Raw genomic sequence first — 13,232 nt, forward strand, 5'->3', positions numbered from 1 at the left:
CGCCATGCAAAGCAACGAGCACGACTTTTCAAGCCTCCCGCCGGAGTACATTGCCCTGGCCGTGGAATGGCAGCAGGCGACACCCGAACGCCGGGCACAGATTGAGCAAGAGCAGCGGCAGATGCTCCAGCCAAAGGCAAGTAAGCCGGTAGTAAAGCCCTATTCTCCCGAATGGGTAAAGGGTATCGTGAAGCACGAGGGGTACACGGCAGAGGATTACCGCCGCTTTCAGGAAGAGCTAAAGCGCCGGAAGAAAACCGGCCTGGTGCAAATGATGCAGCAACTATTGAAACAGAAATTTAACCGATAAGAGATGAAAGAAGCCTTACCCGAGCCCGAAAAGGCACAGATAATCGGAGAGCCGATGGGTGCTCGATACTTCAGCCTGTACAACAACGGAGACTTAAGCGTCCCAGTAGCCGCAAATTGCCCGATTGAGAACCTGGAAAGAGCAAAAAGCATTTATGGCGAAAATTTTACAATCAGACTGCATATCACCAAAGAAACATACCCATGACCCAACTAGGTTTATTCGACAATGACGGCTACACGCACTTCCACGCCAGAACAGGCCACCGGATGAAGGTTATCCGAGAGAACGAGCTGGTAGCCACCTGCTACAGCGAAGTGCCGCAGGTGTACAAGCTGGTGGGGAAGATTAGAGTAAGCCACACGCAGATATGCCTTAAAAGGAACCTGATAAAAATTTAGCCATGAAAGACAAAAGCACGATGCACGTCTCCGAGTTCAACCGGCTAAAGCCCAAAGCCAAGGCAAAGGCAGCGCCCGAAAAGAAGGTGCAGTCGGCAAAGGAACTGATGAACATCACCACCACGGAGCTAGGCCACCTGATAGACCAGACGCTGCTGAAAGTACCGCAGTACGTGGAATACAGGCCCGAGAAGATTCACTGCTTAGTGAACGGGATGGAAGTAGAAATCACCTTTAAAGTCAAGAAGCCATGAGTCATTTTGAATCAGAAGCCGATTATCAAGCCTACTGCCAGGCAGAGGCCGAAGCACAGGCGCAAGCCGAATACGAAGCAGGCGAATACGAGTACCTGCAAGCAATGCTCGATGCCAAAGAATATTACCCGTGGGCGCTGCACATCTGTTGGAAAATACTTGAGAAACCACACCCCGAAGCTGCCAAGTACCTGATGGACGCACACAGGAAATATCAGGAAATGCACGAGAAGGAAGCCGAGCGCCTAAAGCGGGAAAGTGAGAAACCATCGGAACCTGATGATTTGCCATTTTAAGCCCTTTTAAGCGCACCACCTTTCCAGGCGCACAAGTACCCGAAAGTTTCCAGCGCGTTCAATGGCGCTATCCCAATTCAAGCGAGAAGATAATTTAAACCGATAACACCCATGAGCCACAGCGTAACCAAAATTCTCATCCTGGTAGAACTCGAAGATGGCACCGTTCGGCAGGTGCTCGCCAGCAAAGAGCAAAAAGAACTAGCCCTGCACTTTCTCAAAGCCGAAACCGGCGCACTCCGGGTAACCGAGGAAGTAGAGCCCTTTGAATTAACGTTTAAAAAGTAACACCCCATGAGCAACTTCAACCCCAACACCCTCAAGCCCGGCGATGCGGTCAGAACCGACAGAGGCCAGGCCACTTACCTCGAATACCGGCAAGGCATGTTCCGCAACCGCTGCCACCGCGTCCAGCTCCAGAGCGGCGAAACGAGATGGTACACCACCCTGCAGTTGCAGCAATACAACCGGGAGGAGGCGACAGTATGAGTAAGGCCAAAGAGATAGCCCAATGGGTAATCGACAACCGATACCCTAAAAGCGAAAAGGAGAAACTATCAGATACAGAGTTGTTTAATGAACTGGTAGATAAGATTGAAGCCGCGCAGTTAGCCACACTAGAAAAAGCAGCAGAGAATGCCAAGCAATTAACAATTGAAGGCGAAATGACCGAACGGCAGGTAATTGACAAAGCATCCATCACCAGCAAAGACAATCTGATATGAAAGTCCTCTTAACCAACCCCGGCCTGCTGTATGTGGCAGGCGCTATCCTGACCTTTGCCATCATCGCTTTAAGCACGCGCGACTGGCAGTATCTGCGGCAAGAGATTTACCCCCTGCTGCTGGTGGTGCTCACCTGGCCCGGCTTCTGGCTGCTGTATGCTGTCTACCTGCTGTGCATCCTGGGGGACTGGGTAATAGCAGGGCTTAAAAGAGCCATGCGTATCAAGCCCCGGCAACTGTTTTGCCGCCATGATTTCGAGTTTGCCTACTGGATACCGGAAGAGCACCTGCACGTACACCGATGCCACAAATGCGGCAAGACCCGAGGCTATGAGCTGCTGGAGGATGGTAGTGAAGGCAAGCTGTTGTTTTAGCCGTGGCAGAAATAAGCCAACCCGCACCCCGAAAAGTGCAGGGGAATGAATAGGAATAACAACGGACGTTCTGATACTTAAACCAAGAAACACCCACCTTTCAAATCTTAGCAGCATGAAAGCCTTTTACATGATTTACCTCGAAGGTATGAACGCGCCCACCTTCAAGCACGCCACTTTTGAAAGCGCTGAACAGGAAGCCGAACGCCTCACTTTGCAGACTGGCTATAAAGCCTATATCCTGAAAGCCATTGCCACTGTGGAGCAAGTAAAGTTCAGCAAGCAGTTCTTAGAGCAAGACCCGCAACAGCATGAACAGTTTAAAGACGATTTGCCCTTTTGAGCCGCAAGGTTAAATTCTCCTAACACAGGCTATACGAGTTTATCGAATTTTCCGTATATTAGCCGAATAGGGATTAATGGTTTACCGCCAGCCGGGCAAGACGTTCGGCTGGCTTTACCTGTTCAACACCACATGCAAGCACCTTCCATCACGATTGTATCCAAGCCCATCGCTGCCTTAATCGAGGCCGAGTACAACCCGCGCACCATCACCGACCGCCAGTTTGACCAGCTAAAGGATAGCCTTAAACGCTTCGGCTTTGTGGACCCGGTATTGGTGAACATGCACCCGGACCGCGAGCACATCATCATCGGCGGGCACATGCGCACCAAAGCAGCAGAGGCACTGGGCTATACTGAAGTGCCCTGCGTGGAACTCAGCCTTACCCTGGAGCAGGAGAAGGAACTGAACATCCGTTTAAACAAGTCCGGGGGTTCGTTTGACTTCGACATGCTGGCCAACTACTTTGAGAAAGACGACCTGAAGGAATGGGGTTTTGAGGATTGGGAGTTTGGCGAAACGGAGGATGTAACCGAACTGGAGCCTGCCGAAGAAGGGGAGGTGAACCTGGACCCGCCCAAAGAGCCGATAACGGTGCTGGGGGATTTGTATGAACTGAACGGGCATAGAGTGCTGTGTGGTGATAGCACGGATTCTGATATTTGGGGGAAGCTGGATATATCTAGCCCATCCATGACATTTACTAGTCCTCCTTATGGAGTTGGCGATAATGCTAAACTACGAGACCATTATGAACCAGGGAAAGAGGACAGAAAGTCACTTTATGCTACACATGAAGACAACCCAGACACATGGAGCGAATTAATGCTGGATTGGACGGCAATGGCTGTCTCACATACAGATGTGGTAGTGTGCAATGTGCAAATGTTAGCAAACAATAAACGCACCTTAGTGGATTGGATTTCTGAATACCAAAGCCATCTAATAGATATTGCAGTATGGGACAAAGGGCATGGAGCGCCGCAAATGCAGTCTGGCGTTCTAACAAATGCCTTTGAGTGGATGATATTATTGTCGGGTTCAGAAAATGCAAGCCGTAAGATACCATTGGCAAATTTCCACGGCACAATATCCAATATTGTGAGAGTTTCACCACATGGGAAGAATGAATTTGCAAGTGTGCATCGTGCCGTATATCCGATTGAATTGGTGGAGTGGGGTATAATATTATGTGATGAAGCTAAAACAATAGTAGACCCATTTGGTGGTACCGGCACAACGCTAATAGCGGCTGAAAAACACGGTAAAGCTGCAAGGTTGATAGAACTAGACCCGCTTTATACAGATGTGATCATTCGCCGCTGGGTCAAATACATGCAGGACAACAATCGCCCCTATACCGTTAAGCGCAACGGGGAGCAACTTTCTGCACAAGAAATAGATAATTACTTCGCCAATTAAGCTATACATAAGCAGTTAGACAATCCAATGGCAGCAGTACGCAAGAAACACGAGCAGGAGCGGGACCGCAACATAGTAGCCGAATACTATGTGAAGGGCTATTCCACGCGGGCCATTGCGCAGATTATCGCAGACAAGGTGGGGGGAGGGTACACGCTCAACCATAACACCGTGTCTAACGATGTGAAGTATTTGCTTAAACAGTGGCAGAATGAGCGCATCAACGACATCAACGAGCAGAAGGTACTCGAACTCTCCAAGCTCGACAAACTGGAGCAGACCTACTGGCAGGCATGGGAGAAATCCATCGAAGACCATAAAAAGAGCAGCAAGAAGCTAAAGGGCAAAGGCGACAAGCCGGACTACAAGGAAATGACGGAAACCGAGGTGGTGGCCTATGGCAACCCGGCTTACCTGGCCGGCATTGAACGGTGCATAGACAAACGCTGCAAGATACTCGGTATAGATGCCCCGCAGAAGCATGATATTACCACCGGGGGCAAGCCGTTCCAGGGTTTTAACTTTTTACCAGATGCCCAGCCCAACCCCTAAGCAGCTGGAAGCCTACGGCAAGCTAAAGGACAGCCAGATAAAAACGCTCGTCTACGGCGGGGCGGCAGGCGGGGGCAAATCCTGGCTGGGCTGTGAATGGCTCCTGCAGTGCTGCCACTACATTCCCGGCTCCCGCTGGTTCATTGGCCGGGAGGAGCTGAAGCGCATCCGGCAGTCCACCGTTATCACCTTCTACAAAGTTGCCAAATCCCACGGCTTCACTGATTTCTTTCTCAACGGGCAGGATAACTTTATCGGCTTTGGCAACGGTAGCCGGATAGACTTGCTGGACCTGCGCTACATGCCCTCAGACCCTTTGTATGAGCGCTTCGGCTCGCTGGAGTACACCGGGGGGTGGATAGAGGAAGGCGGGGAGGTGGACTTTGGAGCCTATGACACGCTTAAAACCCGTATCGGCAGGCATCTGAATGCAGAGTTGAACCTGAAGCCTATTCTGCTGGTAACCTGCAACCCGAAAAAGAACTGGCTCTACACCGAAATATACCGCCCCTTTAAGGAGGGGAAGCTGCCCGAGCAAGTCGCCTTTATACAGGCGTATGTGCAGGACAACCCCTATATCACGCGGGACTACATTGAGCAGTTGGAGAACACCAAGGATAAGGCCAAAAAAGAGCGCCTGCTGTTCGGTAACTGGGAATATGATGATGACCCGGCAGCCCTGTGCGAGTACGATAAAATCACGGACCTGTTCAGCAACGACTTTGACACCCTGAAAGGTCAGAAGTATATCACGGCAGACGTGGCCCGCCTGGGAAGCGATAAAATCTGTATCGGTCTTTGGGATGGCTGGCGCGTAAAGGTGAAGACCTTTGAGAAGCTGCGCATCACCGAATCCTATGAGTATATCAAGCGCCTGCAGCAAGAAAACCAGGTGCCCCTTTCCCATGTGATTTGTGATGAGGACGGGGTGGGCGGTGGCCTGGTGGACATGCTCGGCTGCAAGGGTTTTATCAACAACTCCCGCGCCCTGCCTAACCCGAATGCGGCAGGCAACGAGCCGGAGAACTATGAGAACCTGCAGGCACAGTGTGCCTTCAGGCTGGCCGAGCGCATCAACTCAAACGGCTTATTCATAGAGAATGCCAGCCCGAAAGAGCAGGAAGAAATCACTGAAGAACTGGAAGTGCTCAAGCAGAAGCATGTGGACCGGGACGGCAAAAAGGGCATTGTGGGGAAGGAGGACGTGAAGAAGCTGATAGGCCGATCCCCGGATTACCGCGACATGCTGCTGATGCGGGAATGGTTCGCTCTGCAAAAAGAACGGGCAATGGACTTCGGCTGGTAACACCGGATACACGTAAAGCAAATAATTTCGTAACTTAGCCTAAACGCTATATAGATGGGACTTCTCGATTCATTCTTCTCCGGCACGATTCAGAAACAGGTCAACGCCGAACTGAGCCGCTACAACCTGCAGGCGTTCCGCTTCCTGGCGGACGGCCAGCCCATTTACCTCGACGCCAAGGCCGAGAGCTACATCACCGAGGGCTACACGGCCATTGGCGCGGTGTACGAGTGCGTAAACCTGATTCTAAAGAAGATTGCCTCCAGCCCGCCCATCATCTACGAAATCAAGGACGAGGCTAAGCGGCAGAAGTGGCACAACCTCTCCAAGTCCGACAGCATCGAGCAAAAGGCGCTGGCCCTGCAGCTCAAAGCGCAGGCCGTGGAGGAGGTGAGCCCGAAGGAGATACAGGAACTGCTTAACAAGCCCAACCCCCTGCAAGGCTACAAGGACTACATTAGGCAACTGGCAGGTTTCTATTTGCTCACAGGGGAAACAATGGCTTACAACGTGGGGCCGCTGGGGCAAAAGGATAAGATAGTGCATTCCTGGCCACTGCCTACCCACCTGGTAGACGTGATTTCGGGCGGCATGTTCGAGCCCATCAAAGAGTACATCTTCAAGTTCAGCACCGATAAAACCTACGCCTTCCCGGCTTCCGACGTGGCCCGCATCCGTATGTTTAACCCGCTCTTCGATGTGCAGGGCTCGCAGCTTCGGGGCATGTCGCCTTTGCGGGCCTACCTCAAGAAGCTGGCCCGCGCCAAGGCGGGGGATAAGGAGGTACTGAAGCAACTGCAGAACGGCGGGGCCTTTGGTATCCTCTCCCCGAAGAACGCGCAGGACACGCTCACACCGGCCCAAAAGGATGCCTTAAAGCAACGCCTGATAGATGCCAAGAACGCCAAAGACGACCTTGCCCGTATCTTCCCGGCCACCGTGGCGATGGACTGGCAGCAGATAGCCCTCAGTATTGCCGACCAGAAGCTGCTGGAACTCCTGCAGGCCACTGATGAGGACATATACCGCGCCTACGGTATTCCGCTGGTGTACCGCAGTACTGATGCCTCTACATTGAACAACGAGCAGCACGCTTCCCGCAAGCTCATTTACGATGCCGTGCAGCCCATTGCCGACGACCTCTCCGAGCTGCTGACTAAAATCATGTGCGAGCCGGTGAACAAGCGCCTGGGCAAGAAATACTACATCGAGCTGGATACCTCTTCTTTGCCGGAGATGCAGAACGACATGAAGGCTATTTCAGAATGGCTGGAAAAGTCCCATGAGCTGACCATGAACGAAAAGCGCGAGGTGAAAGGCTGGGGCAGGCTGGAGGCCGAGAACATGGACATCCCCTTAGTGCCCAAGAACCTGACCCGCGTGGATATGGTGCATCTGACCGATGATGCCTTTACCCAGGGCGTAGCGCAGGAAACACAACAGTAGCCACTAACACACAAGCGATATGGCAACAGCGGAGAAAAAGTTTATTGTTCAGGTTGGCAGCAACCAAAGTAGTATCTCAAGCATAGAGGTGCCATCGGAGTTTCTGGATAAAGATGGGCTGCTGCGGTTGGATAAGTGGGCAAAAGCCGATATGCCAGTCATGCCGCGCACCACTAACAAACCTGTAAAAGCAGGAAGCACCAATGCTTAACGAAGCCCAATTTGCCAAGGACTACGAGCGCCTGTTCAGAAGCTACGAACGGGCGGCTTACGTGGTGTTCAAGAAAGCCCTGGACGCGCAGTGCAAGGCCGTGGCTACCTATGCCGAAGCCAACGGGGTAGGCCTGACCGCTGCCATCCTTCCGGCACTCATTGACCGCAGCATCATGGAACGGGCCTATATCGAAGCCTACACGCTCATAGCCCAAAAGCACGCCCGGAACTACTCCCGCCTCTTAGACAGGCTCACCAAGCCCGGCAAAAGCGGCATAGCGCCGCTTGAAACAAAGCTCATCGGGTTCTCCTCTGAATGGTGGCGGCGCGTGATGGAGCAGTTCTTCAGAACCGAGGCGGCTGGCAGGGTAACCGAGGTAGACGACACCACCAAGAAGCGCATACAGGTGCTCTTAGCCGAGGCCCAGGAGCAGAACCTGACCACTACGCGGCTGGCAAGGTATCTGAGGGAGAAACTGCAGGATGCCCGCTTTAACGCGACCAGGGCCATGATGATAGCCCGGACTGAAAGTACAACAGGCGCGAACGTCGCTGCTAACATGGTTGCTGAGGAAGCCGATTTTGTGCTGCTTAAGAAGTGGAATGCGGCGCTGGACAACCGGACCCGCAACAGCCATAGGGTAGTAGGCAAGGCCGAGCCGATAGCGCTGGAGGGGCTGTTTGAAGTGCCTTCGCCCAAAGGGGCAGGCGTAGAGTATGCCCGCTATCCGGGAGATACTTCGCTATCAGCAGGCAATTGCGTGAACTGTAGGTGCGTGGTGTCGCATGTGCCCGCTTTAGATGCCGACGGCTTGCCTATCCCCAAGCCCCGGTAAAAAGAAAGCCCGCCGGGTGAGGAGCGGGCTGCAAGGGGAGTATGGTGGTAGGAGGATAGGTAGGAGTCGAACCTACACGGCGGGCGCTACCTAGATTAGCTTTAATGGGGAGCTACCCCAAACCCCGCACCAGCTTCTGGCACCGCTTCCATTTACGGTATACTATCCTCGTGTTGGTTAGTGCTATCTGATGCTTTTAAGCTGGATAGTGGCAGAAAAGGTTCTATGTTTCGGTTTCGGCGGCAAAGACAGTTTCAGCACCCGCCTATTATTCCGCTTCACCCGCTTTAGATTTACCCTCCGTTTCGGGGTGGTGTCCTTCAACGCACTCAGAATACCTGTGCCGCTGAAAATTACCCCGCCCGCTTCAAACTCTACATCAAAGCCAGGAGAGGGCACAGGTTCAAAGAACGGGCTTACATCATAATCGGCATTCGACAGCAGGCCATCCATTGTGATAGTGCCGCCTCTTGTAAACTCTCCGGCTTGCTTGTTGTGCTGCAGCTCGTTTACATCGAAGCCGTTTGCCAGGCCGATGTTTTTGCCGCCTAAGTTTAGTATCAGGTCTTTCATGTTGCTTTAGTCTTTCGGGTCAGTGATGATAGCGTAATGCGTGAAGTCTTGCAGCGTCGGGTAGGTGAATCCGTCCCACGGCTCTATCACTACCTCATTGCCTGTGCTTATCCTGCCTATAAACTTCTGCCTCTCAGCATCCATTACAAGAACCTCTGTATTAGGTGGTAGTGCTGTGTTTTCAGTTATCTTTATCCAGTTCATAGGTTTATTCTTGATCCCTTTAGTTTTAGCACCCGCTCCAAAAACTCTTTCACGCTGTAGTCATAGTTGTACGGATCTCTGATAGCCTCAGCCGCACAGTACAGGGCGTTAGCATTAGGCAGTTCACCTATCTCTTCAAAGGCTCTGGCTTTGGCGTAGTCGATGGTAATCTCATACTCGTTCCTTCCTTCTGCAATACGAATCGTTTGGAGTTGCAAAAGTTCAGGCTTGGTTTCCTTAAGCCAGGTGAGCAAGCCTGTCCAGCTTGCAAAATGCTTTGGGAGTTGGTTGAAGTGCTTTAATGTGTTCATATCCCTAAGTTATACTTTCTTTTTAATCACTCCATGTCTTGCTGATCTTCATAAGCTCCTTTTGGGCAGCCATGTAATAGTCAGCATACTTGAAAGAACACTTCCTGCCGTAAGCCAGTACCAGATTGGATAACTGCGCGTAGTGCCGAGGATTGTTCTTTTGGTTCCTGATGCACCTAAGCACAAAGTCGTGATCCAAGTGGATGCTCATGTGTTTAGCCATTAGCTTTATTGCCATTCAAGATAGCTTCTCCTTTACCCATTCTGTAGCCTTTCCGAAAAAGGCTTTTTAATTCATCCTGACACAGTATTCCAACGGCGTACTTTTGGCTTAAGGTATCATCCTCAGCAAGTTTCCCTAAATGAGCTATGATGTTGTTAAGCACCGATTCAGTGAGTTTGTCTAATTCTCTTTCGTTGATAGTATCCATTGCTTGTCGGTTAGTGTGTTGCAAGTATAAGGGCGGCTTTGAGGCGGGTTAGCATGGGTGTTAGGGGTTAGAGGGTGAACCACCAAATAGCGGCTTTGATTAACAGGTATACAGGTATAGCCACACAGCCAGCATACAGGCTTACACAGTACAGGGCACCGAATGTGCTGTAGTCCTCTTTGAAGTACTTCCAGCGCAGGTTAGCATCTGATACAGCAAAATGGATTGCAGTAGCCAGCCAAAGCGCAGCCGTTAGCACAACCCAAAACACCAATACTTTCAATTGCCATTCCATATCCTTATTCCGTTGGAGGTGTGATTAAACAGTAGTGGGTGAAGATGCGAAGTACAAGCGCTATCCCTTCCGTTCGCACCTCGTTGTCTTTTCGGACTTCAGCAGACCAATACTTATCTGGGCTGTCTACCCTGTCTACCAGCAGCACCTTTGTGCCAATCTTGAGCTTGGTTTCGGGTGTGATGGGTTGCCAGATCATATCACAACACCTAAATACTTAGACAAAGGCCGGTACAACTCACCAACCCACCAACCGCAAAGCATTCCCTTCTGCCAAGCATTATCCATAAAGAGATCTAGCAAGTGCCCCAGAAGGGCAGCACATAAGGCCAGCAAGAATACCAGCAGGAATACACGAATAAAATCTTTCATATGATTGCTGATTATGTAAGCTTATGAATAGTGTGATAGCTGCCCAGAGAACCAAAAACAGCACAAGCCATTTTAAAATAATCCCACCCTGCAAAGGTACCGGTATTAATCTTTACAATCAGTATAGCCAAAGCTACCAGACTTACTATTAACCCGAAGAAAGCCCAGATAAAAGCGCGTGTTTCCCGGTTCATCTCCCTGCCTCCTCTTCCTTTACATACTTCTTAACGAACCCCTGTTTCTTCATTTCCATCTCTTCAATTTTATCATCTACGGCATAGCGGGTGAACTTCTGCACATCTATCGTGTGCTCTTGGAAATACTCCATTTGCCGCTCCTGGAAGTAAATCGTCTTTTGGTTGTGCTTCATTATGGAAAGCCGCCCTATGGCTGGTGTGGGTGAATGAATTAGAACACTCTAATATACGGATAATTCAGGTAATAAACTGATATAAGTTGCAAAATAATCCTAATCGCTGATTACGTGTATGCTGTGTTATGGGATTGCGTATTTTTATACAAACCGTAGCACGCGCACATGAAAGGCAGATTACAGACAAAGGATTTTGTCGGCAGCGTCAAAGACGTGGACATGCAAAAAAATATCGTCACGGGCTACCTCTCCGTGTTCGGTAACGTGGATCATGACAACGACATCACCGAAAAGGGAGCCTTTGCCAAGTCCATCAGGGAGCGGGGGCCGGAGGGCAAGAACAACATCGTGTTCATGAACTACCACAAGTGGGATGAGATACACGCCAAGTTCCAGGTGCTACGGGAGGATAACGAGGGGCTATACTTTGAGACAAAGCTGAATCCTGAAATCTCCTATTCCCGCAACACCCTGCACCTCTACAATGACGGCGTTTTAGACCAGCACAGCTACGGCTGGATAACGGTGCGCGATGAGGTGAAGAACGGCGTGCGCCACTTGCAGGAGTGCTACCTGATGGAGGGCTCCAATGTGTATTTCGGAGCCAATGAACAGACGCGCTTTACCGGCTTTAAATCCCTTACTCCTTTGCAGGTGCAATCCAAAATCGAGCGGATGCAGAACGTGCTCCGCAACGGCAACCTGACAGACGAGGGCTTTATTGGCCTGGAAATCGGACTTAAACAACTTGAAGCCTACATACTGGATATGCAGACTGCACCCATTAACGAGCTGCCGCCCAACAGCACAGCCCTTGTTAACGCGCCGCAGGATTCCAAAGACGATGAGGCCACCCTTAACCTACTCAAGAACTTTTCAATCCTGAACTAATGGAAATCAAAGAACAACTGGAGCGCATCCAGCAAGAAGCCAAGACTGCCACTGAAAAAGCAGTAGCAGAGGGCACCAAGGCCGCTGAATTGAAAGCCGCTGAAATCGTTAAGACTGCCACGGAGGCATTTGACCTGAAGCTGAAAGACGCAGAACAGAAACACGCTGCCCAAGTGCAGGACATTTCTGTAAAGTACGACGAGAAAGCCAAGCAGCTAGACGAGGCCCTGACCACGCTCAACCGCGTAAAGGAGCAGCAGAACCAGGAGCGCATCAAGAGCTTTGCCGACGTAATCGGTTCTGCGCTGGAGGCCAAAAAGGATGCTATCGGCAGCTACGCCAACAACGTAGGCACCAAGTCGCTCGACATTGCCGTGCCGATGGACACGAAAGCCGTTGGCGTGATTGGCCGTGTGGCCGGTCTGGAAGGCGACTGGCAGGGTGCTGTAGGCCCGGCCTACGAAATGGAGCACCTGCGCAACGCTATTCAGGTTATCCCGACACAGCGAGACGTGATAAAGTACCTGCGCTTCAGCCGCAAGGAAGGCGCTATCGGTATGGTAGCCGCCGGTGCTGCCAAGCCTAAGCTGGACTTCAATACGACCGTAGAGGAGGCCCCTGTGCGTAAAATCGCGGGTATCGTGGACGTGGTGGATGAGTTCTTGGAGGACACCCCCGGCGCGATTGAGTTCCTGCGCACCGAGCTGCCACAGGCGCTTTTAGAGGTAGAGGATGCCCAAATCCTGAAAGGCGACGGCACCGGCCAGAACCTGGAGGGCTTGTTCCAGGTAGCCGCTGCCCTGAACCCTGCCCTGTTTACTGATGTGGCGACCTTGTCTAACTCCTGGGATAGACTGGCTGCTGCCATCTCGCAGGTAAGGCTGGCCAAGCGTGCCACGACTGCCGCCTGGGTATCACCACAAGTGTATTTGTCGCTGCTGATTAACAAGGACGACAACGCGGGCTATACGTACCCGATTGTGCTCAACAACATGGGCCAACTGACCATTGGCGGTGTGCCGATTATGCAGCACTCAGCCCTGGCAGCTACAGAGGGTATCGTAGGCGACTTTGCCAGAGGGGTAAAGATATTCCAGCGAATGGGCGCGGTGATCAACTTCTCCACCGAGAACAAGGACAACTTCGAGACGAACGTGACCTCTGTTCGCATTGAGGAGCGCATTGCCCTGCCTATCTACTACCCGGACGGCTTCGTGAAGATTGACTTCACAGCAGCCCCGGCGGTTTAGAAAGATAATGCCTGACAGTAACGGCCTCGCTTCCCTGAGAGGCGGGGCCGTTCT

At 51.6% G+C, this 13,232-nt stretch carries 25 protein-coding genes; 18 read left to right on the forward strand and 7 right to left on the reverse strand.

Annotated elements, in window-relative coordinates:
* Positions 1-4 precede the first annotated feature (4 nt).
* The 16 genes from C8N40_RS18775 (at position 5) to C8N40_RS18845 (ending at position 8,478) form a co-directional block, all read left to right on the forward strand.
* A complete protein-coding gene (locus C8N40_RS18775) occupies positions 5-310 on the forward strand; it encodes a hypothetical protein (protein WP_108213351.1) in 306 nt (101 codons plus the stop codon).
* 3 nt (positions 311-313) lie between these two features.
* On the forward strand, positions 314-517 hold the full coding sequence (locus C8N40_RS18780) for a hypothetical protein (RefSeq protein ID WP_108213352.1): 204 nt from the start codon (positions 314-316) through the stop codon (positions 515-517).
* Positions 514-711: a hypothetical protein gene (locus C8N40_RS18785; RefSeq protein ID WP_108213353.1), complete on the forward strand. Its 198-nt coding sequence runs from the start codon at positions 514-516 to the stop codon at positions 709-711. The genes C8N40_RS18780 and C8N40_RS18785 overlap by 4 nt, the downstream gene beginning before the upstream one ends.
* Positions 712-713: 2 nt before the next feature.
* Entirely contained in the window at positions 714-965 is a 252-nt protein-coding gene (locus C8N40_RS18790; protein WP_108213354.1) for a hypothetical protein, read from the forward strand.
* A complete protein-coding gene (locus C8N40_RS18795) occupies positions 962-1,261 on the forward strand; it encodes a hypothetical protein (RefSeq protein ID WP_108213355.1) in 300 nt (99 codons plus the stop codon). The genes C8N40_RS18790 and C8N40_RS18795 overlap by 4 nt, the downstream gene beginning before the upstream one ends.
* 111 nt (positions 1,262-1,372) lie before the next feature.
* On the forward strand, positions 1,373-1,549 hold the full coding sequence (locus C8N40_RS22790; RefSeq protein WP_170114152.1) for a hypothetical protein: 177 nt from the start codon (positions 1,373-1,375) through the stop codon (positions 1,547-1,549).
* Between the two features lie 6 nt (positions 1,550-1,555).
* Positions 1,556-1,750 (forward strand): hypothetical protein, encoded by a 195-nt coding sequence (locus C8N40_RS18800; RefSeq protein WP_108213356.1) that lies wholly within the window; start codon positions 1,556-1,558, stop codon positions 1,748-1,750.
* Complete coding sequence (locus C8N40_RS18805) at positions 1,747-1,986, forward strand: hypothetical protein (protein ID WP_108213357.1); 240 nt, start codon at positions 1,747-1,749, stop codon at positions 1,984-1,986. The genes C8N40_RS18800 and C8N40_RS18805 overlap by 4 nt, the downstream gene beginning before the upstream one ends.
* Positions 1,983-2,360, forward strand: a complete 378-nt coding sequence (locus C8N40_RS18810; RefSeq protein WP_108213358.1) for a hypothetical protein — start codon at positions 1,983-1,985, stop codon at positions 2,358-2,360. The genes C8N40_RS18805 and C8N40_RS18810 overlap by 4 nt, the downstream gene beginning before the upstream one ends.
* Positions 2,361-2,490: 130 nt before the next feature.
* Positions 2,491-2,703: a hypothetical protein gene (locus C8N40_RS18815; RefSeq protein ID WP_146173602.1), complete on the forward strand. Its 213-nt coding sequence runs from the start codon at positions 2,491-2,493 to the stop codon at positions 2,701-2,703.
* Positions 2,704-2,835: 132 nt separating this feature from the next.
* Positions 2,836-4,125 carry a DNA methyltransferase gene (locus C8N40_RS18820; protein WP_108213360.1) on the forward strand — a complete coding sequence of 430 codons (1,290 nt, stop codon included), beginning with the start codon at positions 2,836-2,838 and terminating at the stop codon, positions 4,123-4,125.
* 27 nt (positions 4,126-4,152) lie between these two features.
* Positions 4,153-4,677 (forward strand): hypothetical protein, encoded by a 525-nt coding sequence (locus C8N40_RS18825; protein ID WP_108213361.1) that lies wholly within the window; start codon positions 4,153-4,155, stop codon positions 4,675-4,677.
* Positions 4,658-5,983, forward strand: a complete 1,326-nt coding sequence (locus C8N40_RS18830; protein WP_108213362.1) for a phage terminase large subunit — start codon at positions 4,658-4,660, stop codon at positions 5,981-5,983. Before C8N40_RS18825 ends, C8N40_RS18830 begins: the two co-directional genes overlap by 20 nt.
* A gap of 54 nt (positions 5,984-6,037) precedes the next feature.
* A complete protein-coding gene (locus C8N40_RS18835; protein WP_108213363.1) occupies positions 6,038-7,429 on the forward strand; it encodes a phage portal protein in 1,392 nt (463 codons plus the stop codon).
* A 19-nt stretch (positions 7,430-7,448) separates the two neighbouring features.
* Positions 7,449-7,640: a hypothetical protein gene (locus C8N40_RS18840; protein WP_108213364.1), complete on the forward strand. Its 192-nt coding sequence runs from the start codon at positions 7,449-7,451 to the stop codon at positions 7,638-7,640.
* On the forward strand, positions 7,633-8,478 hold the full coding sequence (locus C8N40_RS18845) for a phage minor head protein (RefSeq protein ID WP_108213365.1): 846 nt from the start codon (positions 7,633-7,635) through the stop codon (positions 8,476-8,478). Before C8N40_RS18840 ends, C8N40_RS18845 begins: the two co-directional genes overlap by 8 nt.
* A gap of 183 nt (positions 8,479-8,661) precedes the next feature.
* Here the strand turns inward: C8N40_RS18845 and C8N40_RS18850 are convergent, their stop codons facing one another.
* The 7 genes from C8N40_RS18850 to C8N40_RS18890 form a co-directional block, all read right to left on the reverse strand.
* Positions 8,662-9,051 (reverse strand): hypothetical protein, encoded by a 390-nt coding sequence (locus C8N40_RS18850; RefSeq protein WP_108213366.1) that lies wholly within the window; start codon positions 9,049-9,051, stop codon positions 8,662-8,664.
* A gap of 6 nt (positions 9,052-9,057) precedes the next feature.
* On the reverse strand, positions 9,058-9,195 hold the full coding sequence (locus tag C8N40_RS22795) for a hypothetical protein (protein WP_170114153.1): 138 nt from the start codon (positions 9,193-9,195) through the stop codon (positions 9,058-9,060).
* A gap of 56 nt (positions 9,196-9,251) precedes the next feature.
* A complete protein-coding gene (locus tag C8N40_RS18860; protein ID WP_108213368.1) occupies positions 9,252-9,566 on the reverse strand; it encodes a hypothetical protein in 315 nt (104 codons plus the stop codon).
* Between the two features lie 215 nt (positions 9,567-9,781).
* Entirely contained in the window at positions 9,782-9,997 is a 216-nt protein-coding gene (locus C8N40_RS18870; protein ID WP_108213370.1) for a hypothetical protein, read from the reverse strand.
* A gap of 299 nt (positions 9,998-10,296) precedes the next feature.
* The gene (locus C8N40_RS18880) at positions 10,297-10,491 is read right to left on the reverse strand and encodes a hypothetical protein (RefSeq protein ID WP_108213372.1); all 195 of its coding nucleotides are present in this window, start codon (positions 10,489-10,491) and stop codon (positions 10,297-10,299) included.
* On the reverse strand, positions 10,488-10,664 hold the full coding sequence (locus tag C8N40_RS22800) for a hypothetical protein (protein ID WP_170114154.1): 177 nt from the start codon (positions 10,662-10,664) through the stop codon (positions 10,488-10,490). The genes C8N40_RS18880 and C8N40_RS22800 overlap by 4 nt, the downstream gene beginning before the upstream one ends.
* A gap of 190 nt (positions 10,665-10,854) precedes the next feature.
* Complete coding sequence (locus tag C8N40_RS18890; RefSeq protein WP_108213374.1) at positions 10,855-11,034, reverse strand: hypothetical protein; 180 nt, start codon at positions 11,032-11,034, stop codon at positions 10,855-10,857.
* A gap of 168 nt (positions 11,035-11,202) precedes the next feature.
* Here C8N40_RS18890 and C8N40_RS18895 point away from each other — a divergent pair, with 168 nt between their 5' ends.
* On the forward strand, positions 11,203-11,928 hold the full coding sequence (locus tag C8N40_RS18895; RefSeq protein WP_108213375.1) for an HK97 family phage prohead protease: 726 nt from the start codon (positions 11,203-11,205) through the stop codon (positions 11,926-11,928).
* Entirely contained in the window at positions 11,928-13,178 is a 1,251-nt protein-coding gene (locus tag C8N40_RS18900; protein WP_108213376.1) for a phage major capsid protein, read from the forward strand. The genes C8N40_RS18895 and C8N40_RS18900 overlap by 1 nt, the downstream gene beginning before the upstream one ends.
* Positions 13,179-13,232: the final 54 nt, after the last annotated feature.

The organism is Pontibacter mucosus (assembly GCF_003054055.1).
GTDB lineage: Bacteria > Bacteroidota > Bacteroidia > Cytophagales > Hymenobacteraceae > Pontibacter > Pontibacter mucosus.

Coding starts and splice junctions, on each gene's coding strand:
- C8N40_RS18775 (WP_108213351.1), top strand. CDS start 5: ATGCAAAGCAACGAGCACGACTTTTCAAGCCTCCCGCCGGAGTACATT.
- C8N40_RS18830 (WP_108213362.1), top strand. CDS start 4,658: ATGCCCAGCCCAACCCCTAAGCAGCTGGAAGCCTACGGCAAGCTAAAG.
- C8N40_RS18900 (WP_108213376.1), top strand. CDS start 11,928: ATGGAAATCAAAGAACAACTGGAGCGCATCCAGCAAGAAGCCAAGACT.
- C8N40_RS18780 (WP_108213352.1), top strand. CDS start 314: ATGAAAGAAGCCTTACCCGAGCCCGAAAAGGCACAGATAATCGGAGAG.
- C8N40_RS22790 (WP_170114152.1), top strand. CDS start 1,373: ATGAGCCACAGCGTAACCAAAATTCTCATCCTGGTAGAACTCGAAGAT.
- C8N40_RS18845 (WP_108213365.1), top strand. CDS start 7,633: ATGCTTAACGAAGCCCAATTTGCCAAGGACTACGAGCGCCTGTTCAGA.
- C8N40_RS18795 (WP_108213355.1), top strand. CDS start 962: ATGAGTCATTTTGAATCAGAAGCCGATTATCAAGCCTACTGCCAGGCA.
- C8N40_RS18790 (WP_108213354.1), top strand. CDS start 714: ATGAAAGACAAAAGCACGATGCACGTCTCCGAGTTCAACCGGCTAAAG.
- C8N40_RS18860 (WP_108213368.1), bottom strand. CDS start 9,566: ATGAACACATTAAAGCACTTCAACCAACTCCCAAAGCATTTTGCAAGC.
- C8N40_RS18805 (WP_108213357.1), top strand. CDS start 1,747: ATGAGTAAGGCCAAAGAGATAGCCCAATGGGTAATCGACAACCGATAC.
- C8N40_RS18815 (WP_146173602.1), top strand. CDS start 2,491: ATGATTTACCTCGAAGGTATGAACGCGCCCACCTTCAAGCACGCCACT.
- C8N40_RS18820 (WP_108213360.1), top strand. CDS start 2,836: ATGCAAGCACCTTCCATCACGATTGTATCCAAGCCCATCGCTGCCTTA.
- C8N40_RS18825 (WP_108213361.1), top strand. CDS start 4,153: ATGGCAGCAGTACGCAAGAAACACGAGCAGGAGCGGGACCGCAACATA.
- C8N40_RS18895 (WP_108213375.1), top strand. CDS start 11,203: ATGAAAGGCAGATTACAGACAAAGGATTTTGTCGGCAGCGTCAAAGAC.
- C8N40_RS22795 (WP_170114153.1), bottom strand. CDS start 9,195: ATGGATGCTGAGAGGCAGAAGTTTATAGGCAGGATAAGCACAGGCAAT.
- C8N40_RS18835 (WP_108213363.1), top strand. CDS start 6,038: ATGGGACTTCTCGATTCATTCTTCTCCGGCACGATTCAGAAACAGGTC.
- C8N40_RS18870 (WP_108213370.1), bottom strand. CDS start 9,997: ATGGATACTATCAACGAAAGAGAATTAGACAAACTCACTGAATCGGTG.
- C8N40_RS22800 (WP_170114154.1), bottom strand. CDS start 10,664: ATGAAAGATTTTATTCGTGTATTCCTGCTGGTATTCTTGCTGGCCTTA.
- C8N40_RS18785 (WP_108213353.1), top strand. CDS start 514: ATGACCCAACTAGGTTTATTCGACAATGACGGCTACACGCACTTCCAC.
- C8N40_RS18810 (WP_108213358.1), top strand. CDS start 1,983: ATGAAAGTCCTCTTAACCAACCCCGGCCTGCTGTATGTGGCAGGCGCT.
- C8N40_RS18880 (WP_108213372.1), bottom strand. CDS start 10,491: ATGATCTGGCAACCCATCACACCCGAAACCAAGCTCAAGATTGGCACA.
- C8N40_RS18840 (WP_108213364.1), top strand. CDS start 7,449: ATGGCAACAGCGGAGAAAAAGTTTATTGTTCAGGTTGGCAGCAACCAA.
- C8N40_RS18890 (WP_108213374.1), bottom strand. CDS start 11,034: ATGAAGCACAACCAAAAGACGATTTACTTCCAGGAGCGGCAAATGGAG.
- C8N40_RS18800 (WP_108213356.1), top strand. CDS start 1,556: ATGAGCAACTTCAACCCCAACACCCTCAAGCCCGGCGATGCGGTCAGA.
- C8N40_RS18850 (WP_108213366.1), bottom strand. CDS start 9,051: ATGAAAGACCTGATACTAAACTTAGGCGGCAAAAACATCGGCCTGGCA.